The following is a 23034-nucleotide window of genomic DNA, read 5'->3' on the forward strand; positions in this document are numbered from 1 at the left end:
TTGATAAATGGAGCCGGCGAGTGGAATCGAACCACCGACCTGCGGTTTACGAAACCGCTGCTCTGCCAACTGAGCTACGCCGGCTTACGGGGAGTGGCAGACTTCGCAAATCAGAAACGCGATCTTACTCAGGACGTGAAACACCTGTCAATGCAGAGATGCGATCTTTGCAGAATTCTCCTTCGATCGGGAGGGAGCCTCCGCCGCGACAAGCAGTTGAGTAGGGCGTGAACAAACCCGCCCGTCCCCGGAGTCCACACCACTCGGTCACTGTGGACGTGACACCACGATGCCCCGCAACGGCGAACGGTCCCCTGCCGCCGGGAGACAGAGCGTCTCCTGGATCGCGCCGGATTGCGTGTGTGCAATGGCCCCGACTTGTCCATGCACATAGGCGCACAATTCTCCGGTCAGCACCGTGCCGTTCTTGTCCAAATCGGCTGCCCCTCGCATCCCTTTCAGCAGGAAATAGGTGAAGAGTCCGTGTTGCCCAGGCTGATAGGCTTGCGCTTCCTGCACGGCGGCATTCCCGACCATCAACATGACTCGATCCTGCTCACCTCCCGCGTCGTGAGGGAGCCAGCGCGGCGGCACAATTCGACCGGGATCGGAACCGGCGGACGGCTCCAGGGAGAGCTCCAGCATCACGACCGCTTGCTTGACCGGCGCGTTCGCGAGCGCCCGCTGCAACCTGGCGAGTGAGAACGTGCGAGTTTGGCCGGATACCGTCGCATCATAGGGCAACATCGCGACGGCTCCGGTTTCAGAGTCCACGACGGCCCGACCGGCCACATACACGTAGGCCGTGGTGCTCGGCCCGGCATGCTTCGGAAGCCACTGTTCGAAGATCTCGATCCAGTCATCCTTCAATCCCTTCGCATCCAACGCCACCTTCACCTTCTGCGGCGGCAGTCCCAACACCGACTTAAAGTATCCGCCCATGACCTCGGCGTCATGCGCGGCCAACATCATGGGCGGCACCGCCCGATCACGAAACGTCCCGACCCCAATGGCAATCCCTACGGCCTGTGGCTGCACGGCTTTGCCGTTCTTGCTCGGCAGCTGGTCGACATCCACTGAGAGAACTTCGACGTTCCCTCCGGCATCCGGCCTGATGGCGACAAAGAATTTCTTGGGCGCGGGGAGTGAGACGTTGGGAGCAGCCTGTAAGGCGCAAATCAATTCAGCCTGCTCCGCATCGGATACGGTTCCGACCTTGCCGTCCACCGTCACCCGCCGGATTTCGCCTGGCTGGAGCAGGCCCAATGGGACCGGAGTCGTGACACCACTGACGATCGCGGCATGGCCTTTCAGATCCACGGCAACCCCTTCGGCCGCCGCCTCTCCCTCGTTCTTGACTTCAAACTCCACGCTGAACGTTTCGTTCTGTTCCAGGACCTGATTCTGATTATGATCGCGCAAAATCGTCCGAAACGAGAGGTGGGTTGGTTTCGACGGAGCAACAGCAGCAGCCGGTTGAGTAGCTTCGGTTACGGCGGTTGCCGTGGGTGGCATGGGAGCTGGGTTCTGCAACGGGGAGACCGGCAGAGCCGGCTGCCCGGCGGTAGGGATGGGTCCAGCAGGACGACTGTTTCGCCATTGAGCCTGTTCGCGAATTTTTGTCGCGGTTCCGAGCTGTTCGGCCATGCCTTCGACCACTCGGGCAATCGTTTGCTGAGCCACCTGTTCCAATCCACTGATGTTGCAGGTCTCCGCACGCACCTCGACTTCGCCGGTGATCACGCTCTGCAGTTTCTTGGCATGGAGCACCGCCCCTTGCCGATCCGTGTAGGCAAAGTCGAGTCCAAGGGTGACGGAGGCAGGATAGGTCTTGTTGCCTTTCCGGGGTATAAAGAGCTCAACTTGACGCAATCCCAGCGCCACATCGATCACTCCGTCACTAGCGTCAGCAGCGGGACCAGGCTCGATCGTCACTCGCTCGAACACCTGTGCCATACGCCGCTTGAGTTCTGCCTCCAACGTGTCGTGAATGGGCAGCGACACAGTTTGTCCGCAGGCATCACGGTAATCGACGGCTCCGGCTCGGATGCTGGGGTCAAGGCGCACGTAGACCGTTAAGGGAAGATTGTAGTGGGTGGGAACGTTGCTCCGCGGGCTGAAGTATTGGCATCCAGATGAGAAGAGAAGCGCGGCCACGAGCGCCATGAGAGGACACCGGGAACACCACGGAAAACGAAGTCCAAGCCAAGCACGCATAAATCGCTGCACAATAGGTTGGTTATACCCAATCTCTTGAAGACATAACAACCGGGGCCGCAGTGGGCTACGCCCACGACCAATCACGACCGATCGCGTTGACAGGCACACCCTGCTCCGCTATGGTCCAGCGCGTGGTTCCGAGCAACGCATCGACCAGCTGTTCGCCGCCCTCATGGTCTTGGACCGCTGTGGCCGACCTGATCCGCCTGCGCAACCAATCAGGCACCTGGCTGTTGATGTGGCCGAGCCTGTGGGCGCTGATCCTGGCCAATCAGGGTCGCCCGCCTCTCTGGTTGGTGTGCGTCTTCGCCCTCGGCTCGTTCGTGATGCGCAGTCTCGGCGTGGTGATCAATGACGTGGCCGATCGCGATTTCGACAAACATGTGGCGCGCACGAGTCACCGGCCGCTGGCGGCCGGCAGGTTGACCCTCGGGCATGCCTTGGTGGTCGCGCTCGGGCTGGCGCTGATCGCGGCAGGTCTGGTCTCCACACTCAACTGGTTGACCATCTGCCTCAGTCCGATCGCCCTGTTTCTGGCATCGATCTATCCGTTTTGCAAACGCTGGATCCACATGCCTCAGGCAGTCTTGGGCGTCGCGTTCGGTTGGGGCGCGATCATGGCCTGGGCAGCCTCGCGCGCCACCATTGATCCGCAAGCCTGGTGGCTTCTGGGCGCAACAACCTGCTGGGCGATTGCCTACGACACGATTTATGCGCTGCAAGACCGTGAGGATGACCAACGCATCGGCGTAAAATCGTCCGCACTGCTCTTTGGCCCAAGAGTTCCACTGGCCGTCGGGCTCTTCTTGACTGGAATGATGGGATGTCTGCTGGCGGCCGGATATCTGTCCGGCCTTGGAATGGGATACTATCTGATGCTCGCGCTACTCGGAGGGATCTTCCTCGGGCAGGTGCGGCGCTTACGGTTCCCCATCGCGCCGCACGCAGCCTTCGGAATGTTCTATCAGCACGTGTATGTCGGAGCGGCTATCCTCATCGCGCTATGGATCGGCACGCCCGGCACAACACCGTGACTATTCTTCGCTGACCTTGCCCAACGGCTTATCCGGCTTCGGCGCACGAAGCGTCTTCAAGTACAGGGCCACCGCCTTTGCATCGGCATCATTGAGCCCCAGCGCGGGCATACGGGTGTCGGGCTTCATCGCCTGCGGATTTCGCAGCCACCGATACACCCAGGTCGGATTCAGTCGATAACCCGCCCGATCCAGCGCGGGGCCAACCCTTCCACCCTCTTCGCCGATCTTATGGCACCCATTGCAACCGTACTTGGTCACGTAGAGCTGCTTCCCGATCTCCGTCATTTTCGCGGCCGCATCCGGCTTCATGTTGAGATCAGGACGCGCGATGTTGACGCCCTTACCTGGTCTCGTGGTGAAGTTCGCGAGGGCAGCGGTTGCCTGATCGAGTTCCTTCTTGGCCTGGCCCATAGCCTGAACTTCCTTGGCATAGGCGTTGTCGTCGACTTCCACGCCCTTCTTTTCGGCCTCGTCGTTGGCTTTCTTTTCGGCTTCCTGCTCCACACGTTCCGCCTCTTTATATTTTTGCTCGGCGGACTGCTTGGCTTCTTGGAGTTCTTTCTTACGGCCTTCGACGTTGAATTCCAACTTTTTGCCATGCAAGGAGCGCACGTACCCGACGATACCCCAAATCTCTTCCTCAGACAGGGTGTACTTGAAGGTCGGCATGGTCGGCACGGCAAACTCATCGTCGCCGATCTTGTCGCCGTTCGGGCTTGTATCCTTCATGTCGCGAGAGATCGTATTAAAGATATCCTCATCTTTGAACGTACCCATTTCCGACTTATTGGAGAGGTCTTTCGGCTTCGGGTCGGACATGGAGGACCAATTAAAGCCCTCGTTCTGCTTCCCGGTTTCGCCGTGACAGTGCATGCAGTAGTGCGCATAGAGCTTCTTGCCCTTGGCGGCCTGTTCACTCTGCATCATCGAACAACCGGCACCGATGAGGCCCGAGAGTCCCACTACCCCGACGACCGCTCCAAAGACGCGTATTCTTCGCCACGCCCTCATGCTCACGACCCTTTCTTTAAACGTCTCACGAGAGCCATCTCGAATCCCAGCGCGAGACCCACCGCGAGTAATGCGTACATGTACGCCGAATAGTCCGGTGGTGCATCGGCACGGAAATACCACCAGGAGGAAATCGCTTTTTCAGAGCCCTTTTCTTTCGGCTGGCCGCTCTCCATCTTTTTGCCGTCCCAGACAGCGAAGGCGATGCTGCCAAATTCCCCGGGCTTGAATTGGGTGTCTTCAGCAACATGCTCCGTGCTCAAGGGCCGCGAAAACACGACCTTCCACACGCCGGCCTGATAGACCCCCTTGGCCTTGACGTCCTGATGACTGTGAGGCTTGAGCGTGCCGAAGCCTTTCGCGCCCAGGTCCGAGCCTTTACCGTCTTTATTTTTCCAGTACCAGATATTGACCGGGCCGCCCTCGACCTGCGCCATGGGCTGACCGTGAGCGAAGTGCGCCTTGGTATCACCGACCATAAACTCCAAGGCGGCCGCATCATCGGGATCTTCAGAGGGATCCGAATATTCCAGCATAATGGCGACGGTGGTGCCATCGTGGAGGCCACGGACCTTGACACTTTTCGCGGTCACCTCCGTGATCCGAACCGGCCAGTGGACTTGGGGAGACATGGGGAATTCAGACACGGAGGCAGTCGCCCATGCCGCGGCCGTGGGATCGTCGGCCGGGAGGGGTCCCTTCACAAGTCCCGCGCGCACCGCGACGCTTTGCTGACTATAGGCGGGCTGCACTTCAGCCGCCACGCACAGCCCTAGAAGGCCGACGGCTCCAACCCACCATCTCTTTCCTACGCTCCTCACTCGTGCCATACGTTCCCCTTAAAATTGCTCGGCAATCTCTGATCGGAGAAATTACTCGGACTCATCCCAGGTTCTCGGTTTCTGTCCGGCTCCGTCATATTCGCCCATAATGACTTTCCAGATGTCCTCATCGGACATTTCCAGTTCCCATCGCGGCATCGCCGTTTTCCATGGCATCCCTTCCACAGGAAGGCCGACGCCTCCCTTCTTGATGCGCCAGAAGAGATAGCTTTCCTGCAGCATGGCAATGGTCGTCGGGTCCTTAAAGTTGGCGGGCGGTGGCGTAAAGCCCGCAGCCGCGAACCCCTTGCCATCAAAGTTGCCGTGGCAGGGCGCGCAACGCGAGGCATACAAGCCTTTGCCATACATAATATTCTCTGGCGTCTTCGGTACCGGGTTCGAGAGCCCGGTGTACTCGCCAGGAGGAGCAGGGTGAATCGTGCGATTTTCACCGGGAGGCGCGTCGCTGGAAGCCGTACTCCCGTAAGTCTGCCATCCGACGAGAATGGGAAACAGGGCCAGCACGAGATAGCGCGCGCTACTGAGTGCGCCGCCGCTTTCTCCGGTCAAGAAGCGCAAGATGGGCTGAAAAAAGGCATCTTTCGATTCGCCGCTCAAGGTGGCAAAGAGCACCGAACCTGACATCACCAGCATCAGGTAGAGAAAAATCAAGCTAGAAGGCAGCGGCGCGCTATGCGGCAAAATCGGAACGATAAATTTCAAGAACAGATAGATACAGACCGTCAGAATGATGGGTCTGATAAGTACGCCTCCCATACCTTCCTCCTCTACTTCACCGACAATAACTTATCGTGCCTGGGCCACCGCCACGGTGCCGGCATCCGCAGCCTTCACCGGTGCCGGGGTAGCACGAGGAATGTCTAGTTCCGAAGGACTCACGCTGATCGGCTCACCGCTCATTTGCTGCAGGAACGCAATGACCGAGAGAATTTCGTTCTTTGACAAGCCAATCGGGTTCTTATTGATGTACGGCATCCTGGCAGGATACTCCTTGGGAACGCCCTCATGGCGATAGTCCAAATAGAGATAGGCTTGCGGTTCTGTCAGGCTCTCGAAGATGAACTCCCGGGAGAGTTTGGCGCCAATGCCCTTAAGGTCTGGACAGCGGGCGGATTCGCTCGGACCGATGGAGTGGCAGAGCGCGCATTGCCCCTTACTGAAAAAAATCTTCTGTCCGATAGTGGCCATGTCCGTCGGAGTTTTAATGTCGGCGATGTTGATGCTCTCTTCCGCCGGGGGCAACGATGCCATCTGCGGCACCGCCAACGCCACCAAGGCAAATAGTCCCAACACGATCGCGACAAACCCGATGACTCGGAGAAATTGTCCCTTGATAAACAAGAGGATGACGGTTCCGAGCCCGACCACGCAGAGACCGATTAGCTGCAGTTTGACTACTTCGCTCATAAGTCCTCAACAAAGGATAATGATCACGGCTTCTTCTGTGTCTCAGAAGAAGATCGTCGATGCGCTCAAACCTGTCGCGATGCCTCAGATGTCTCGGTGCCAGGGCCATCCAATGAGGGCGACCCGCCCGCCATCGCCGGGATCCCTCCCGGTTCGGCCGAACTCTTGGCACTCGCAGCAGCCTTGGCCTTGTCACCCATGGTGGCGACCCAGAAAATGAAAGCCACCAACATACAGAACAGGAACGTACAGAGGGCCATCAAGGCAGCGGCGTATCCCAGCGCGGGTGAGAACGCATACTGAGAAGAGTCACGCATCACGCCATACACATGCCAGTGGACGCGGGACGATGAACGGGCATAACCCATCAGGGTCATCAGCAGGATGACCATAACCGCATTCAAGACCAGTGAATAGCCGGCGCGAGGAGGCATGCGTCCCCAGACCATCTCCGTCGTCGTCTTGGCGCTCTTCAGCAATAATGCCGTTAACGGAGTGATGGTCAACATAACGAAAATCACGATGCCCACCTGGGATGTCGAGAAGTAGTTGATGCGAATAATCGCGGGAACGAAGTAGCCCCAGACACCAAGCACGATGACGGCAAGTCCGGCAAGGACCAGTACGGCGCCCATCACGGACTTCGCCACTTTCGCCCATCCCGCGGTGTCCTCTTTTCCGGCACGCCAGTACATGATGAAGCTCATGAATGTCACGAGCACCATCAGGTTCGATACCGTCATCTTGGCCGACATAACCCCGAACACACCCAGGAGCGGATGGTGTGTACCGCCCATCTTTTGAGCCTCTTCCAAACTGGCGACCAGGGAATGCGGCGTCATCCACACGGCGAGGCACATCAGAAGGATGATCAACATGGCCATAATCGGCTTGCGATACTGGCCCTCAGACCCTGGTATTCGATGGGTAATACCCATCCAGAAATAGTAGTTAGAACCAAGGAAGAGGACACCGATCAACATCGCTTGCAGGATGAACAACCAGGAGAGAAATCCACCCATGAGCGTGATGCCCATCTGTTGGTTGTACTGGTAGATTTCCCGCATCAGCCAATAACCGGCGAAGGGCAGCGGCAACAAACCGAAGACCCCAATGAAGTTACCGACGTAGCCCATCCAATCATAGTGGTTGCGTTCTTCCGTACTCTTGGCCGATAGGTACCGAATACCTGCGTAGGCGCCGCAGATATAACCGCCCAGCACCACGTTCGCGATGATCCGGTGAATGTTCACCGGCCACCAGGTGGGATTCCAGGTCGCGGCCCAGGCGCGTTCGAAGTCCGTGCCTTCGGCGATGACGACCGGGCTCGCCTGGAATGTCGCCCAGGAATTAGGAACGATCATGATGAAGAATGCGAACACATTGAGGAGAAAGCCCAAGAAGATATGGAATTTCTTTCCGTTGCCTTCGGACATGGCATCCCAACCGTACCAGTAGAGGTACAGGGTCGCGGTTTCCACGAGAAACAGGCCGCAATAGACGAGGAACGACGGGAAGAAGATGTCCGTTAAATACGCCATCAACTTCGGATAGAAGCCGATCAAGAGGAACAGGAGGATCCCACCGAACAAGGCGGTGGTGGCGTAGGACGACGTGAGTAGCTTCGTAAACTCTTTGGCCAACTTATCGTAGCGTTTATCGCCGGATTTCCAGCCGACCACTTCGCACAACCACGCGAAGATCGGGACACCCAGCACGAATCCGGCGAGCAGAAGATGCAACTGCGCAATAATCCACACCAGATTGCGACTTCCGACGTAGGGGATGTCCCGATAGGCGGTGGGCGCTTGAGCAGCCGCATCTTGGGCCAGAGCCAGGTCCGGCAACCCCAGCCAGCTGAGCACTGCAGCGCATCCGGCCAGCAACGCAACACGCCCCCCGATGTGGCGCACTTGATTTTCGATAGTCCGCCCTTGGTTCATCATTGTTATCACCTCGTCGTTCGCCATGATGTCACTTGCTTCCCGCCGGTTTTCCGGCTGCTGGTTGCGGAGCTTTCGCCTCGTTTTTCGTCGCTCCATCTTTGACACCGGCTTTTTCTTTTCCGCCCTTCTGCTTTTCCTTCTCGTCTTCAGCAGTCTTCTGCTCCAGCGCGGCGATCTTGACTTCTGCGTCCTTGAAGGTTTTTTCACCTTTGGCCAGGGATTTCTGAGGATCAAACGGGGGCGCCACGGTTACGGCGGGAGGTTTACAACATTCATGCGGATGGGGCGTGGACACGGGCAACACCATCCAGAACAGCACGCTCATGACGGCGCCGGCCCCCGTGAATGCCGTCAGCATGAGACTTTGGTCGGTGGGAACTCGAAACATGTCCCAACGCCAGATCAGTTCTTGGTAGGTGTCGGATGCCGGTTGCGCGCTGGCCGTCCGGCCCTCAACGAGTTTACCCAGAATGGTGAGACCAACATACGTGAGCGCGAGCAAGACCAGCAGGGACACGCTGCCCCACGCGGTAAACTCCAGCCCGATTCGCTCCGCGACGGGCATGCCCTTGAGCATATCCATGTCGAGGATCGATTTGGTGATGGACCGAGCCACATCTGTTGCCCCTCCCTCGATCACCCACAGAAGCGGCAGATAGAGCGCCCCGGCGAAGGCAAAACGCACCCACAAACCGACTCCGAGAGAATCGGGTGGTTCCAGTCTCAGGCGTTCAAGGAACACGGTGCGCGCCACCAGGCCAAGTGCCCACATGTCAATCGGAATGGAAACGAGGAACAAGAGGGGGAGGCCGGTGCCTTCGCCGAAATGAAATCCCGTGAAAAGCGTAATCAGAAAGAACGCGAAGACGCTCACCGGACTCATCAGAAGCATCAGGAAGGTGATCCCAAGCTTAGTTTCCAGATGGATCGTACCCATCGCCATGAATAACATGGCGAATGCCATCTTGATCGGCAACGCGGTCCAGCAGGCTGGCCAGAGAATACTCAGCCCCAATTTAAATGACGACATCGTCTCTCGACCAGTCATGTGCCCAAGACCCTCCGCCTATTCCAAAAATTCGCGGTTGATGATTGCCGCCACGGTAAAAATCAGAATGCTTGCCATGACCACGATCCAGCTGATCAAGGCGATCGGCCGCTTGAAAATGTTTCGTTCAGGGTCGCGGTCAATGAACGGCAAGGCCGCCAGGAGTGCCATAAAGACACCGGGCAACGCAATTGCGCCAAGGAATTGACCAAACTCGCCTGCGAACACCTTCAGCCGCAGCAACTGGAAAAGAAACAGGAAGTACCATTCCGGCTCTGGATGATAATCCCCTGGATCCGGCGTGGCTTCTTCCAACAGCACAATGGGTTCCCAGAATGCCAGGCTGCAGATGCACAAGAAGACCGCGACCATGCCGACAATGTCTTTCCAAATCTGCCGCGGAAAGAAGTAATCGGTTTTGGCCTTGATTTCTTCCACGCTTCCGCGGAACGGGCCCGCGGGACCAGCTTTGCGGAACAAGAAGAGGTGCAGACCGGCCAATCCCATCAGTGCGGCCGGCAACACCATGACGTGGATGACAAAGAAGCGGCTCAAGGTCATCTGCCCCGGTGTGGCTCCGCCCTTCAGGAAACGAGCCATGAAATCGCCAAGGAGCGGCGTCTTGTCCATGATTTCGACGCCGACGGTCGTGGCCCAATAGGCCCGCTGGTCCCAGGGAAGCAGATATCCAGTGAACCCGAAGCCCATGACGATGCCGAAAAGGGCCAGACCAACCAACCAGATGAGTTCGCGAGGCTTTTTGTACGCACCCCAGAGGAAGACTTGGGACATATGCGCAAACACGCATACCACCATCGCCGTTGAGCCCCAGAAGTGGTAACTCAGGAGGAACCAGCCATAATCCACAGTGTGGATGATGTACTGCGTGCTGGCGTAGGCGTGATCAGCGGTCGGAACGTAATAAAACATCAACAAAATGCCGGTCACCGCCTGCATAATGAAGATGAAGAGCAAAACAGAGCCAAAGACATAGGCCCATCGTGACCCGCCAGGGACGGGCTCGTTGAGCATTTTGGCTTGTAACGTCTTTAGCCCGACGCGCTCGTCGACAAAGGCAAAGACTTTTTCAATGGCTGAGGGCTGCGTGGTCGTCGGCTGCGTAGTCGTATCCATTAGACAATCCGAACCTGGGCCTTGGTGCCCGCCTTGAATTCCATATCGATAATGGTGATGTCACCGGTTGCCGTAACCTTAATCGGAAGCGGGTCGAGTGGCCGCGGCGCCGGGCCATCGAGGACTTTCCCTGCCGCATCATAAATGCTCAGGTGACAAGGACAGAGGAAGACCTGGCCAAGGGTTTTGTGCGTTCGCCACTTAAATCCGCAGCCCAAGTGTGGGCATTTGCCTGAAAACGCGATATAGGGCACGTCTTTCTTGTTGGTCCAGATGTGCTTGCCGAAAGAATCCCGAAACTCCATGTCCTTGCCTTGGTAGATCGCCTCAAGGACCTTCGGAGTCGCCTTCAGGACCCACACGTTCTTGTCGATCTCCTGCTCCGGCATATACGCTTCTTTGATCTTGCGCTTATACTTGAACTGCACGCCGACGTCGTCCTGCTTAATCTTCCCTGAGTTCCCGATCTTGAGCCATTCGTTGTCGAACGGGGAATACATGGGCTTCATCAGGTAGCGCAGCACGGGGAAGGCAAGAGGGAAACCAATCAAAAAGCCGATCGCATGAGTGAAGTTCGCAAAGAAGGTTCGGCGCTTGACGCTTTTCTCCAGCTCAGGGAAGGGAACCAGCACCTCTCCTGGCGTGACATGAATGCGCTCCTCAAGGTGAGCGATTTCTACCTCGTGGGTCGTCACATATTCGTCGCGCTTAAAAGCCGGGAGCGTCGCGTACTCTCCCATGCCAAGACGAAGCGATACGGCATCTTCCGTCACCGCCTGGACCTGCCCCATAGGCACTTGCCGCTCCGGAACATCCCCGGGACCGCCACCAACGACGATATGGCTGATGTCGTGGGACAGCGGGTCCATGATGACCCGGCGGACTTCCCCGACTTCACCGTCCGTACATCGAACTTTTGATTTGAGTTTCGGCTGCATCATACTCACTTCATCTTGATCGGCTTCGGAGTGTTGACCGAAGCATTCTTATATCCAGCCAACCACGTCGCCAAGGCATCAACGTCTTTCGGCTCCATAAGATCCTTGTACTTGTCAGGCATTTTGCCCTTCTCGTACTCCTGCTCAAAGCCTTCCGCCTTGTAACTCTTTGGATCGAGAATCTTCCGAGCAATTTCCGCAGCGGACAACAGGTTACCGATGTTATCGAGCTCAGGACCCCGCTTCTTTCCGCCTTCACCATTCAACTTGTGGCAGTTGTAACACTCCTGCAGCTGCCACTGCTCCTCGCCGAGCTTTGCAACGTCCCCGCTCGCCGCTGCGGTGGTCGCAGTTGGCGCACTCTCTCCTCCCGCCTTCTGATCGGCCGGAGCCGTCGCGGCACCCAAGGCTTGCAGCCGAGCAGTCAGCTCTTTCGCCTTTTCATCGAGCGCCTTGGCGCGCTGCATCAGCACTTCGACCTTGCCGGCCTCATAATGCTCTCGCTTTGGCTTGAGGATTTTTTCGATCTTGCCCTTCTCGTCCTCGGGATCATATTGCGGCCACATGGAAGCACCGGCGATATAGACCACAGAGAGAATGGCGTAAAATACAAGTAACGCCCCGACCGCCTTCACGCCGCCAAATGGTTTCAGCGTCGGGAAATCGAGAATCATAAAGACTACGGCGCCGAGCATGGCATAACCAAAAAACAGCGCCTGAAAGACGAACGGAAAGCCCAGCGCATTGGTGGCGCCGAACAGGATTCCGCCGACGACGACTCCCACTACCAGCTTTTTAATGATGTTTCCCATGAATGCCCTCGTTTAGCGCCCTTCCAGTATGGTGACCGCCCTACTTGGCCCCTGCCGGAACCGGGCTCCCCTCATGCGCATGGCCCTTTGAATCGGATGGGCGCAAGGTCACGATGATCGCGAAGCTAACCACTGCATAAAAGACGATGGTAATGCCGGTGATCCACCAGGCCGAATACGAAAGAGTCGGCGTGAAGGATTCCGCCGTGAAATCCGGCAACAGGTTGTACGTATGGAAGTACTTCCGCAAGAGTGACCGCACGGCGCCCATCAGACCCATCGTCCAGATTGCGCTAAACGCCAGGAAGACCAGCACGAATTGAGAGGCAAAATCGATCTTGCCCCACACGATCGTCCCTTGCGACACAGCTCGGTTATAAATGACGTAGTTCACCACCGTGACGAAGACCAGTGTGAACGCGGCAGAATTCTTCGCCGGCATCAGCGCGAGGAAGTTCCAATCTGACGGCAGCTCCAATTCAGCAACCAACTTCGCGCCCGTCGGCACGAAACCATGTGGCGTCATCCAGATCGCATTACCCACGACCACCATCAAGAAGCCGATCTTGATGACCGTGCTTGAGGAGACCGTCAGCGGGATGAAGCGCCCAAGGACCGCCGGCGCAAGCAAGAGCGGCAACAGGAACGCCAGCGATGTGGGATCCGGCACCGGATAATCGGTCAAGACTTTAGTCATAACGATGGGCAGGAGAACCATCACCATCGGAGCGACCACGGTCATACGAACGCGTTCCACACCTTCGATACGTTTCATACTGAGCCAGATATAATAGTTACTGGCCAGAAAGATCAGACCGATCATCGCCCCCTGCATCTCGAAGAACATCGACAACTGGTCGGCCATCATGTAGGGACAGATGGACGCGTCATAGTCGCACAATTCGTAAGCGAGCAAGTAGCCCATGAACGGCAAGAACAACAACGCCCCGACCCCGATCATATTGCCGACAAACCCCATCCAGTCGTAGTAGGCCCGATCCTCTTCCTTCTTCGCGCCCATGAACATATAGGCAGCGATGAGCCCGGCCACGAAACCTCCGAACGTCACGTTGCCGACAAGGCGGTGCAGGTTCAGCGGCATCCAGCTGTAATTGAAGACCTTATCCCACAGAGAGGCGGTCGCCAGAAATTCGGCCGGGGAGATACCCTCGGCCCGCACCGGGGTATTCATAAAGGAGGTGGGAGCGTCGATCACAAACAGGGTGATCGACCCGATGAGGTTGAGCAGCACGCCGAGAGCAATGTGGCGCGCCTTCTTTTCACCTTTCCACGCATCCCAGGTGTAGAAATACATGTACAGCACGATCGTTTCGCCGATGAACAACAGCGGGTACACGACCGCGAAGATCAAGAAGAAGTGATTGATGAGCCACGTCGTGAACTGCGGGTAGGTCGCGAGCAACACGAAAATGAAGAGGCCTCCGGTCAACGCGGTCATGCTGTACAGGATGACCGTCACCTTCGTGACTTCCTTCGCCAGCCGGTCGTAGCGAGGATCCTGCTTGCGGTACCCCAGCCATTCCGAGATGACCACGAAAATCGGGGCACCCAGGATGAATCCCGCAAAGAGAATGTGGAGTTGAGCGACGATCCATACCGCCGTGCGATTCCCCGTATACGGGAATTCCACAGGGGGCGCACTGGGAGCCTGGGCGTATGCCACCCCTCCCAATACCGCCACTAGCGCGAACATAACCAACAAACAGCGCTGCCAGATTTTCATGATGTCTCGCCGCTCCTCCTCATTCCAACCGATTGACCCCTGACTCGAACCGCACGCCAGGCGCGAGTTACTTCACCTGATCCGCAGGCACCCACTCCTTCTTATTGACATCCCAACCCTTGCCGGCCAAGCCGAAGGACCGTTCGAACGCCAGGATCTTCCACCGATCTTCCTCGGACAACTTGCTCTTCCACGGCTTCATCTTCGTGTTGGGCACGCCTTCGGAAATACGCCAGAACCAGACAGAGTCCGAATACATCTTCATACGGTCGCCGACACGGAAGTCTCGCGCGCCAGCCTTCACCGGCTTACCATCCTTGCCATGGCAGCTCGCGCAATTCACATCGGGATTCTTGCCGCCGATGTACAATTCCTTGCCTTCCTCGAGGATCTTCGGATCCGTCCACCAGCCGGCAGGCATGTGCTTATCGGCATATTCCGCGGGAGCAGGAGGCGGCGGAACGATCGGACCTTCACCACCACCCTCACCCCCACCGCCGCATCCGACCACGCCAAAACCGAACCCGAGAATGCCGACCATCAGAGCCAACCTCTTCATGCCTGCTTGTTTCATAAAAGAACCCCCGCTCCTTTCTTCATGTCCCCACCCCTTCAAGCGCGGACACCCATTACCATCGACAGAAAAAAAAGACGCTTCCCTGAGGCGCACATAGCAGCCTCAGCAAAAGCGTCAAGACTCACAATACAACGAGGTCACGTTTGGACTTCCCCGCCTACTTCCTGCTATTCGATCCGGCGAGGAACAATGCCCCACGGACCGTGCCCTATTTCTGCCGCTTGCCCTGCCCCTTCCTTCGCCGTTGCTCTTCACGCATCCGCTTGCGGGAGATCTTTAGCCCAATCCATCCCACAATAGCAACAGCCGCAACCCCCAGCCCGTACAACAACCACTGCGGAGGACCGAGATCGCGCTCACACCCACTACCGAAATCAACCCGAAGCTTCCGTTCGGTCTCCAGATCGTTCGGATCGAACTCGATCTTCAGATTTTTCTGCTCCCCGCCTGCCTCAACGAGCAGCGGGTCGCCGACATTGTCATTATGAAGATGCAGGGTGACTTTATAGTACCCGTCACCATCGGTCTCCACGGTCTGACCCACCGTGATTCGGGTGTCCTTAACCAGCACCTCGACCTTGGTACTGGGGCGGCCATCTTTGCCGCAGACAAACCCCTCGACCGTAAACCGGTGGTCGGCTGCATGGCTCGCAAACAACACCGAAGGAACGAGCAGCGCGCCGATCAATCCCCAACAGGCATGCCGAACGGAGTGACTTCCGATTCTCTTCCGTTCTTGCATCTGAAAAATCCGTGTCGGACTCGTTCTTGGCCTCACCCACATCACAAGAAACGCTATGCTCCGAGAGGCCTCTTCGACACGGACTCGCGGCCAATTTTGAGGCCGACTCTTCTAGCACAGCCCCCCCTCTTTGTCAACAAATGGATGGAGTCAAACGGATGGAGAAACGATGGAAGAAGCGAGCAAAACTGATCACGCAGGACGGACAAAACGGGAAGCCATTGGAGCAGGAATCACCCTGTGACTCGTGACCAGACCTACCCCTGCACACACCCAGAGTCGGCGACTACAAATGCCCTCGCGCCTTGGCCTCGGCAGCGGCGCGGTCCACTTCTTGACGTCGCTCCGAATCTTTCTTGGCGATCCACGCCTCCCAGGATTTTCCGGTCGCCGTGTCTTCCCCGGTAAAGGCGATCGCCGCGATCTCTGAATACGGAATAGTCATCGTCCCGCTGCTGGTTGCAGGAAACAGTTCAATCGTCGGCTGGTCACCCGTCGCCGTGCGATTGAAGAGATAACCGAGAACCCGATCGCCCGACTTCAACTCAACGGTGATATCCCCACGGTAGTCGAAGGCCAGCTCAATCGCCTCGCTCAACTCGGCCGGGGTCGCAGGCCGAAAGATCCGCCCTTCCAAACTTCCGCCTTCCGGCGCATGGTATTTCGCGTCAGTCATGGTCTGTTCCGCTCGTCCTATGGCATGTGATGATGGGTGATGCGTTCGGCCGGCCAAGCGGCCGAACCACATCACCGTGGAGTACTCGGGATCAACCGCCCGGCTATCGCGCGTTGGGCAACAAGGTGATCTTGACGGTTTTCGCAAATCCGGATAAGGAACCGAAGGTATCCTCCACCGCTGACGCCTCATACCCGCAGTGCACCATGCAGTCTGCGCACTTTTCATTCCGTCCGGTGCCATAGGCATCCCAATCGGTCTTCTCCATCAGCTCTCGAAAGCTTGAGGCGTACCCTTCTTGGAGCAAATAACAAGGCCGTTGCCACCCGAAGACGTTATAGGTGGGGTTACCCCAGGGGGTGCATTGGTATTGGCGCCGCCCCATGAGGAACTCCAGGAACAGCGGGGACTGATTAAACTGCCAGTCGCGCTTCCGATTGCTCAGGATCTTCGAGAACAGTTCGGTCGTTCGGCTGCGCTTCAGAAAATGCTGTTGATCCGGGGCCTTTTGATAACTGTAGCCCGGCGAGATCATCATACCTTCGACGCCGAGCCCCATCATTTCGTCGAAGAACTTCCGGACGCGTTCCGGGTTGGCGTCGTCGAACAGCGTCGTATTGGTCGTAACCCGATGACCGCGCTTGAGCGCCGCCTTGATCGCCTTGACCGCCACATCGTAGACCCCGTCGCGGCAGACCGCCAAATCATGCTCGTCGCGCAAGCCGTCCATATGGACGCTGAAGGTGAGAAACTTCGACGGCGGATAGTCGTCGAGTTTCCGCTCCATCAAGATCGCGTTCGTGCAGAGATACACGTACTTCTTGCGCTCCACGAGGCCGCGCACGATCTCAGGCATTTCCGGATGGATCAGGGGTTCGCCGCCCGGGATACTGATGATCGGAGCGTCGCACTCATCGGCTGCAGCCCAGCATTGCGCCGGGGTCAACCGCTTATCCAGCACATGATCCGGATATTGAATCTTGCCGCACCCCGCGCAGGCGAGATTGCAGCGAAACAGGGGCTCGAGCATGAGCACGAGCGGATACCGTTTGACCCCCCGGAGTTTCTGGGTCAACACGTACTTGGTCACTGTATACATCTGGGAGACTGGAACAGCCATCCCGTTCTCCTATTCTGGTAAATGTGAATGTGAATACCGACTGAGACTTCCGGCCTTCTAGCAGAGAAATCGCGCGGATTCTACCATTGCGATTGAAAAATCGTCAATTTGACAAGATCAGTGCGGCAGGCCGCCGGTCTTCCGGGCACGCAACTCCAACACATAGGCAAGGACGATCGCGAGACAGAGGCCTGTCACGCCGGCTACGGCCGCATAGAACACCGGGCGGGGCTTGATCTGTTTATCTGCCGGAACCGGGGGGTCCAACACCTGCACGGTAGGCGTATCACGGGCTTCGGTGATCTTCGCCTGCTCATACTGTGAGGTGAGCAGCGCGTACAGCGTTTCCTGCACCTTCAACTCCCGGAGCAGTCGCCCATACTGCAAGGCCAGGTCCGGCACCGTCACCATGGCGGGATGGAGTCGACCTCCCGCCGGTGCGCCCTTGCCCCCCTTGCCGGATTCCATCAATCCCAACTGCTTTCGCAACTCCTCGATGCTGGAACGAATACGGGAGAGATCGGGATTGTCGGGCGAGAGATAGCCTTCCATCACCTGCAACTGCACTTCTTGCGCCGTGATTTGACCCTGTATCAGCGCGGCGGCTTCGATCATGGCCTTGGACTGCGCCTCCACGGCCACCGCCTTATTCTTCGCCTGAAAATCACGAAGCGCCTCCTCCGCCTTTGCCATTGTGTCCATCGTCTCATTGAGACGGCGTTCCAAGAAGGCACGATTCTGTCCGGCTTTACTCACATTCAAGGTGCGATTCAACCGGTCGAGACCGGCCACAAAATGGGCCGCGATGTCGGCGGCCCGCTGAGGGTTGGTATCCTCCACCGTCACCTTGATGACTTTCTCCTTCGACACGGCGATACGCACCCGCTCCGCCAACTCCGCGCGGGTGTCATGCATCGTCCGCTCACCATATAGGGCCATCAGGCCGAACTTGGCGATCACCTCATCCGCCATGACCCGTGATTTTAAGATCGCCACAAACACATCGGTGGGAGTCGTCGGCATGTTCGGCAGGGTTGCGCCCAGATTCTGCGCCATCCCCCCGGCCCCTGTGGCCGTGAGCAGGGCGGCCAATCCCCCGCCTTCTTTGGAGTCCAATTGCGGCAACAGGGTCGCCGTCGACTCATAACTTTTAGGAAGGAGAAGCATGCTGACCGCATACGTTCCGAGGAGGGAGACGAGGACGATCGCTGACACCAGGCCTCGACGGCGCGACAGCACGGCCCAGAAATCCAGCGAGCCGATCTGGGCCTGTGCAGGCACACCGGAACCATTCCCTCGCGACGGCGTCATGACGGCCTGATGTGCCTCCAGTACTCGACTCATGATTCCATCACGTCCCGCCTTACCGACCGACCACCGCTATCCCCGCCGCCGTGAGGGCCACGCTGCCGATGATACTGGCCACCGTCTGCCACAAGGCCAGCTGCGGTGTCCTGGCCTCGATCTTCTGAGGCACCACGATGGTGTCCCCGGAACGTAGGTCCTTCACGGCGAGATAGGCGGAGTCGGTGGTCCCATTCGCCCGCATCACATACATTTCTTTCTTGTTGGCATCCTCGGTCACGCCCCCGGCCTGACGCAGATAATCGTCCAAGCCAAAGCCCGGCCGATACACCACCGTGCTGGGGTTCTTCACCGAGCCGATGATGCTGACCGTCTGCGACGGCGTCGGCATCAAAATCCGGTCGCGCGCCTCCAGGATGATATCGTCCTCTGTGCCTTCCAGATGCTCAATCGACTCCATCCGGATCACCACCCGTCCCAATTCCAATCGTGACGTGATGGCCTCCAATTGCTGGAGCCGCAGGGACAACACCTGTTGCTCGGCCAGCCCCCCTCCTGCGGACAATACGGCGGTGGTGCTGAGTCCGGTTGCCCCGGCCGCTCCCCCCGCCGCCTGTGCCGTCAATCGTTGCCGCTCCGAGGCGACGAACCGCTCCAGCTCAGCCTGTTGCCGGAGCTTGACGGATTCGCGCGTCAACACCAGGCCGGCAGGAAAGGCATTTGCCGTGACCCCGCCCGCCCGCTTCAACACCGAGCTCAACCGTTCGCCCGTTTCAATTGTGAAATATCCCGGCCGCTGCAGCTCTCCCTCGACCAACACCAGTTTGGGCGGACGATGTTGACTGGCCACCACCACCTGATCCAGCCGTTGAAGCACATGATTCTCGGCGTCATTGCCGTCGAGCAGCGCCCGAGGACTGAATTGAATGACCCTGGTTTGATAGGTGACCGGATCGGTCCTGACGATCTCCGCGCGATCCGCGTAGGCATCCATCGTCAACTGATCGTGAACCAGCAGATCCTTGACCTTCATACCCGGGCGATATTCGTAGGGCCCGGGGCTTTTCACCGCCCCGACGAGACTCACCACATTGGTGATCTGCGTGGGGAGGATGCCGATCCGCACGTAGTCCCCGTCCAGCAGCAGCGGATCCCCACCTGCGACACCGGGACGGCTCTTCTCATGTCCCTGAGAAGCAAGGGCGCCGACCAGATCCACATCGATCATGATCCGCCCACGCTCCGGATCCAATCGGAAGAGATGGCAGCGTTGCCGGTCCGACAATGGCGTGAGCCCCCCTGCAAGCGTCAACAGCTCCGTCAACCGCACACCGGGTTTGACTTCGTAAATGGCCGGCCGCTTGATCGACCCGCTGATCGCCACCACCGGACCAAGCGGCGGGACAAGGACCACATCGCCGGACTGGAGGCGCTGATCGAACCGCCGGTCGCCGCGCAACAGGAAGTCGTAGAGATCGAGATCGGCAACCGTTTTCCCCTCGCGCATCACCTTCACCTGACGTAACGAGCCGGAACGGGCCGGCCCGCAGGCGGCGTAGAGCGCGTTCGAAGCGGTGGCCAGCGCGCTGATCTCATATGCGCCGGGACGGATGACCTCGCCCACGACGAACACCTTGATCGTACGGATTCGCGCCATGGACACATGCAGTTCGAACCGTTTCAGGAGACTGCCCAGCCTCGCCCGCACCGTCTGTTCCACCTGGGAAAACGGCTGGCCGCCGACGGAAATCGCCCCCACTTGCGGAATCACGATCATGCCATCCCGTTCGACCGGCACGATAAAACTGCGGTTGAAACTGGGGTCCGGCACATTCCAAATGTGCACCGCGAGGGAATCCTGCGGGCCGACGACATAGTCCGGTCCCACCGGCACATCCTGCACCGGGGAAAAGGTGCTGGCCTGGGCCTCGAAGAACTCGTAGCCGAACTGCCGTACGCGGCTCTTCACGCCGTGCAACACGGAAAATTCGGCGAAGGCCTCTTCAACGTTGAAGTCCTGTTGCCGCAGCAATTCCGCCGTGAAGGCCTTCTTTTCCGGTAACGGCCGCCCCGCTCCCGGTTGCCCGGCGGGCTGAGTCCCCGGCTGTGGAGACTGCTGGCCGAGCGACGGTTGGAGCCCCGGAACCGCTCCCTGGCCAAAGGGCAACTGGGCAACACCTTTTTTCTCGCGCTCCACCTGCACCTGATACTCGATACTCGACTTTTCCTTCTCCGCCTGTAACTTCTCCTGTCGGCGATCCCGTTCTTCCTGTTCCTGCTTCATCCGTTGCTCAATCGAACTGGGCAGCAAACTGCTCGGCTCGACAGGCCAATAGTCGTTCAGATTGGGCACGGTTCCCTTGGACGTAAGGTCGGAGGAAAGAGGGATCGGACAGGGCACCTGATTGGGCACGATCGGCTGCAACGCCGTGGGATTGGTGACGATCGCCTGGCCCAGTTGCCCGCCTGTCCCGGGAACGGCAAACCCGCCGGGATTAAATAATCCACCGGGCACACCGGGCCCCGGTTGTTGCTGCAGGCCGCCCGGCACCGCCGGTTGTGACTGAAGATTCTGGGCGAGCAGAGAGGGCGGCAGCACGAAGGACGCCACCAACATCCAGATCAGGGTGCGAGCACAGAGATTCGACCGCAGGGAGCCCGGGGCACGATGAGAAGAGTATCGACTCACACCCATGATTGCTCGCACCTCCTGCATAGGGTCCGAACCGGAAACGATGGAAGCCTCGCCCGAACGGGCGCAGCACCGTCGCCTGAACCGGTCTGGCTCAGGAATCAACCAGGTAGCCTAAAACTGCACGGCTAGAGAAGTCCAGAACAAATGGTTCTGGGCCTGAATGCCGCCGGCGAACGTTTCGTCAAATGGCGTAATCGCCGTGACCTGGCCGGGATTCTTCAATCGCTGAAAGGTATACCCGGCCATGACCTGCACGTCCTTGGCATACCACCAGGTCAGGTCGATCGCCGCCTCGCGTTTTTTTTCGTGGACCGGCTGCCCCCGGTCCCGCTCCTGGATGTTAAAATTCGCGCCGAGCTGCAGGGTGTCCGTCAGATACCGGGTCGTGCGGATGAAGAAATCAACGGCGTCGGTGCCCATGTGATGCCCGAGCGGTAAACCCCGGTAACGCATGCCGCTGGTATAGGTGCCGTTGTTGTACCAGACCTGTCCCAACTCCGGATGGCGTCGCCGCCCATAATCCGTGTCGGCGTATTCGATGCGGAGGTCCAGGGTATCGCCCGCAAACACCTGCGGAATGTAGATCCCCCCCAGGAACGCGGCCCGGCTGGGAATGGGAAGTTGAGACCATTTATCTTCTGTCCCGATCTCTCCGTACAGCTGCAGGCCGGCAGGAAAGGGAATCAGGTACGGAACCGAGGGCAGCCTGAGCCGGAAATCGGCCATACCCTGTTCGTTGACGTCCTTGTCGGCGCCCTGATTGGCCGGATGGATGTAGGTGTCCACGATCGTCTCCGGGAAGGATTGATCCCGTCCGCGCCCCCCGAATTGGGTCAAGCGCGTCAATCCGAACTCCAGCCAGGAGGCCGGAAGGTAGCTGATGCGCAATCCGAACACTCGGGCGCGCGACACATCACGATTCCGTTCCAACTGCGCGAGAAACGCATTGACCTTCCAGTCCCCGAGCCCGCTGAGCGATCCCGGCAATTGAAAGGGCCGCTCCGTGCCCAGCTTGATCATATCCATGGGGAAGGCATGGTCCGTCAGCAACAACGACCCGTGATACCCGGGACCCCACCACTGCGTCCCCCGCCCGGCCTCCAGCGCGATATTGGCGTAGCTCAGTTTGAGGCTGAACTCGCGCAAGTAAAAATTGTCGCTGTTGTTGGTGGCCCCCAGCCCCAGCAAATGGCGATTGCTGATGAATTTCGGCTGGACCATCACCGCGGCCCATTCGTTGAGCTCCGCCCAGGCGCGCACATCGGTTTGGTTCTGCACGCCGTTGACGAAATATTCTCCGCCCCGATTCTCGCGGAACCGGATGGTTTGCCCGCCGCCGACGGACGACGCGTCCACCTCAGAGGTCACACGCGCGCCGAACCGCACCGAACCGGATTTGTCCTGCGGGCGGGCCCTGATGGTGCCGAGACGGATCAACTCCGGACGAAATTCCGCGAGCAGTCGCTCCAACAGAGGCTCCGCGATCACCTCACGGCCGTCGAGTGCCACCTCATCGGCCCGCACCCGTTCAATGGCTCGCGCCACACACTGCGCCGCCTGCATGCGGGTGAAGGGTTTCGCGCCGACCAAGGCCCGGTCGATCACCTCCAGGGCGATCAACCGTTCGATGGCATCATATCCCCAATGGTGTAGTGGAAGATTGCTGGACGCCAGGGCGATGCCCCCCGAGATCAGCCACAGGAGGAGGCCCAGCGTCAGCGAGCATAAAAGGCGCGGAACACTCACAGGGCAGGCCGAACCATATCAGCGGGATGGACAG

At 58.5% G+C, this 23034-nt stretch carries 19 protein-coding genes and 1 tRNA gene; 1 reads left to right on the plus strand and 19 read right to left on the minus strand.

Annotated features, from left to right (window positions below):
- Positions 1-8: 8 nt before the first annotated feature.
- Positions 9-84 (minus strand) — tRNA-Thr (locus KJA79_RS01775).
- A 183-nt stretch (positions 85-267) separates the two neighbouring features.
- Complete coding sequence (locus tag KJA79_RS01780) at positions 268-2166, minus strand: hypothetical protein (RefSeq protein ID WP_213040281.1); 1899 nt, start codon at positions 2164-2166, stop codon at positions 268-270.
- A 242-nt stretch (positions 2167-2408) separates the two neighbouring features.
- Here KJA79_RS01780 and ubiA point away from each other — a divergent pair, with 242 nt between their 5' ends.
- Positions 2409-3254 (plus strand): 4-hydroxybenzoate octaprenyltransferase, encoded by an 846-nt coding sequence (gene ubiA / locus KJA79_RS01785; RefSeq protein WP_213040282.1) that lies wholly within the window; start codon positions 2409-2411, stop codon positions 3252-3254.
- Here the strand turns inward: ubiA and KJA79_RS01790 are convergent, their stop codons facing one another.
- The 17 genes from KJA79_RS01790 to KJA79_RS01870 all read right to left on the minus strand — a co-directional run bounded on the left by KJA79_RS01790 (position 3255) and on the right by KJA79_RS01870 (position 23000).
- The gene (locus tag KJA79_RS01790; protein ID WP_213040283.1) at positions 3255-4268 is read right to left on the minus strand and encodes a c-type cytochrome; all 1014 of its coding nucleotides are present in this window, start codon (positions 4266-4268) and stop codon (positions 3255-3257) included. It abuts the gene before it with no gap.
- Between the two features lie 2 nt (positions 4269-4270).
- A complete protein-coding gene (locus tag KJA79_RS01795; RefSeq protein ID WP_246507364.1) occupies positions 4271-4861 on the minus strand; it encodes an ethylbenzene dehydrogenase-related protein in 591 nt (196 codons plus the stop codon).
- 279 nt (positions 4862-5140) lie between these two features.
- Positions 5141-5866 carry a c-type cytochrome gene (locus KJA79_RS01800; protein WP_213040285.1) on the minus strand — a complete coding sequence of 242 codons (726 nt, stop codon included), beginning with the start codon at positions 5864-5866 and terminating at the stop codon, positions 5141-5143.
- Positions 5867-5896: 30 nt separating this feature from the next.
- The gene (locus KJA79_RS01805; RefSeq protein WP_213040286.1) at positions 5897-6517 is read right to left on the minus strand and encodes a c-type cytochrome; all 621 of its coding nucleotides are present in this window, start codon (positions 6515-6517) and stop codon (positions 5897-5899) included.
- Between the two features lie 65 nt (positions 6518-6582).
- On the minus strand, positions 6583-8463 hold the full coding sequence (locus KJA79_RS01810) for a cytochrome ubiquinol oxidase subunit I (protein WP_213040287.1): 1881 nt from the start codon (positions 8461-8463) through the stop codon (positions 6583-6585).
- A gap of 28 nt (positions 8464-8491) precedes the next feature.
- A complete protein-coding gene (locus tag KJA79_RS01815) occupies positions 8492-9493 on the minus strand; it encodes a hypothetical protein (RefSeq protein ID WP_213040288.1) in 1002 nt (333 codons plus the stop codon).
- A gap of 36 nt (positions 9494-9529) precedes the next feature.
- Entirely contained in the window at positions 9530-10645 is a 1116-nt protein-coding gene (locus KJA79_RS01820) for a cytochrome b (RefSeq protein WP_213040289.1), read from the minus strand.
- On the minus strand, positions 10645-11586 hold the full coding sequence (locus tag KJA79_RS01825; protein ID WP_213040290.1) for a QcrA and Rieske domain-containing protein: 942 nt from the start codon (positions 11584-11586) through the stop codon (positions 10645-10647). The genes KJA79_RS01820 and KJA79_RS01825 overlap by 1 nt, the downstream gene beginning before the upstream one ends.
- Positions 11587-11588: 2 nt before the next feature.
- Positions 11589-12368, minus strand: coding sequence for a c-type cytochrome (locus tag KJA79_RS01830; protein ID WP_213040291.1), 780 nt, complete (start codon positions 12366-12368; stop codon positions 11589-11591).
- 67 nt (positions 12369-12435) lie between these two features.
- Positions 12436-14139: a cytochrome ubiquinol oxidase subunit I gene (locus KJA79_RS01835; protein WP_213040292.1), complete on the minus strand. Its 1704-nt coding sequence runs from the start codon at positions 14137-14139 to the stop codon at positions 12436-12438.
- Positions 14140-14206: 67 nt separating this feature from the next.
- Positions 14207-14713 carry a c-type cytochrome gene (locus KJA79_RS01840; protein ID WP_213040293.1) on the minus strand — a complete coding sequence of 169 codons (507 nt, stop codon included), beginning with the start codon at positions 14711-14713 and terminating at the stop codon, positions 14207-14209.
- Positions 14714-14924: 211 nt separating this feature from the next.
- Entirely contained in the window at positions 14925-15458 is a 534-nt protein-coding gene (locus KJA79_RS01845; RefSeq protein WP_213040294.1) for a hypothetical protein, read from the minus strand.
- Between the two features lie 286 nt (positions 15459-15744).
- Positions 15745-16134, minus strand: a complete 390-nt coding sequence (locus KJA79_RS01850; protein ID WP_213040295.1) for a hypothetical protein — start codon at positions 16132-16134, stop codon at positions 15745-15747.
- Positions 16135-16237: 103 nt separating this feature from the next.
- Positions 16238-17254, minus strand: coding sequence for an adenosyl-hopene transferase HpnH (hpnH, locus tag KJA79_RS01855; RefSeq protein WP_213040296.1), 1017 nt, complete (start codon positions 17252-17254; stop codon positions 16238-16240).
- A 117-nt stretch (positions 17255-17371) separates the two neighbouring features.
- Positions 17372-18598, minus strand: a complete 1227-nt coding sequence (locus KJA79_RS01860; RefSeq protein WP_213040297.1) for a GumC family protein — start codon at positions 18596-18598, stop codon at positions 17372-17374.
- 19 nt (positions 18599-18617) lie between these two features.
- Complete coding sequence (locus KJA79_RS01865) at positions 18618-21254, minus strand: SLBB domain-containing protein (RefSeq protein WP_213040298.1); 2637 nt, start codon at positions 21252-21254, stop codon at positions 18618-18620.
- 111 nt (positions 21255-21365) lie between these two features.
- Positions 21366-23000: a capsule assembly Wzi family protein gene (locus KJA79_RS01870; protein WP_213040299.1), complete on the minus strand. Its 1635-nt coding sequence runs from the start codon at positions 22998-23000 to the stop codon at positions 21366-21368.
- Positions 23001-23034 lie beyond the last annotated feature (34 nt).

This window comes from Nitrospira defluvii, assembly GCF_905220995.1.
Taxonomy (GTDB): Bacteria; Nitrospirota; Nitrospiria; order Nitrospirales; family Nitrospiraceae; genus Nitrospira_A; species Nitrospira_A defluvii_C.

Excerpts from the sequence above, each read along its gene's own strand:
- KJA79_RS01800 (WP_213040285.1), bottom strand. The coding sequence starts at position 5,866 with ATGGGAGGCGTACTTATCAGACCCATCATTCTGACGGTCTGTATCTAT.
- KJA79_RS01835 (WP_213040292.1), bottom strand. The coding sequence starts at position 14,139 with ATGAAAATCTGGCAGCGCTGTTTGTTGGTTATGTTCGCGCTAGTGGCG.
- KJA79_RS01845 (WP_213040294.1), bottom strand. The coding sequence starts at position 15,458 with ATGCAAGAACGGAAGAGAATCGGAAGTCACTCCGTTCGGCATGCCTGT.
- KJA79_RS01815 (WP_213040288.1), bottom strand. The coding sequence starts at position 9,493 with ATGTCGTCATTTAAATTGGGGCTGAGTATTCTCTGGCCAGCCTGCTGG.
- KJA79_RS01825 (WP_213040290.1), bottom strand. The coding sequence starts at position 11,586 with ATGATGCAGCCGAAACTCAAATCAAAAGTTCGATGTACGGACGGTGAA.
- KJA79_RS01805 (WP_213040286.1), bottom strand. The coding sequence starts at position 6,517 with ATGAGCGAAGTAGTCAAACTGCAGCTAATCGGTCTCTGCGTGGTCGGG.
- KJA79_RS01810 (WP_213040287.1), bottom strand. The coding sequence starts at position 8,463 with ATGATGAACCAAGGGCGGACTATCGAAAATCAAGTGCGCCACATCGGG.
- KJA79_RS01865 (WP_213040298.1), bottom strand. The coding sequence starts at position 21,254 with ATGGGTGTGAGTCGATACTCTTCTCATCGTGCCCCGGGCTCCCTGCGG.
- hpnH (WP_213040296.1), bottom strand. The coding sequence starts at position 17,254 with ATGGCTGTTCCAGTCTCCCAGATGTATACAGTGACCAAGTACGTGTTG.
- KJA79_RS01820 (WP_213040289.1), bottom strand. The coding sequence starts at position 10,645 with ATGGATACGACTACGCAGCCGACGACCACGCAGCCCTCAGCCATTGAA.
- KJA79_RS01860 (WP_213040297.1), bottom strand. The coding sequence starts at position 18,598 with ATGAGTCGAGTACTGGAGGCACATCAGGCCGTCATGACGCCGTCGCGA.
- KJA79_RS01840 (WP_213040293.1), bottom strand. The coding sequence starts at position 14,713 with ATGAAACAAGCAGGCATGAAGAGGTTGGCTCTGATGGTCGGCATTCTC.
- KJA79_RS01790 (WP_213040283.1), bottom strand. The coding sequence starts at position 4,268 with ATGAGGGCGTGGCGAAGAATACGCGTCTTTGGAGCGGTCGTCGGGGTA.
- KJA79_RS01850 (WP_213040295.1), bottom strand. The coding sequence starts at position 16,134 with ATGACTGACGCGAAATACCATGCGCCGGAAGGCGGAAGTTTGGAAGGG.
- KJA79_RS01780 (WP_213040281.1), bottom strand. The coding sequence starts at position 2,166 with ATGGCGCTCGTGGCCGCGCTTCTCTTCTCATCTGGATGCCAATACTTC.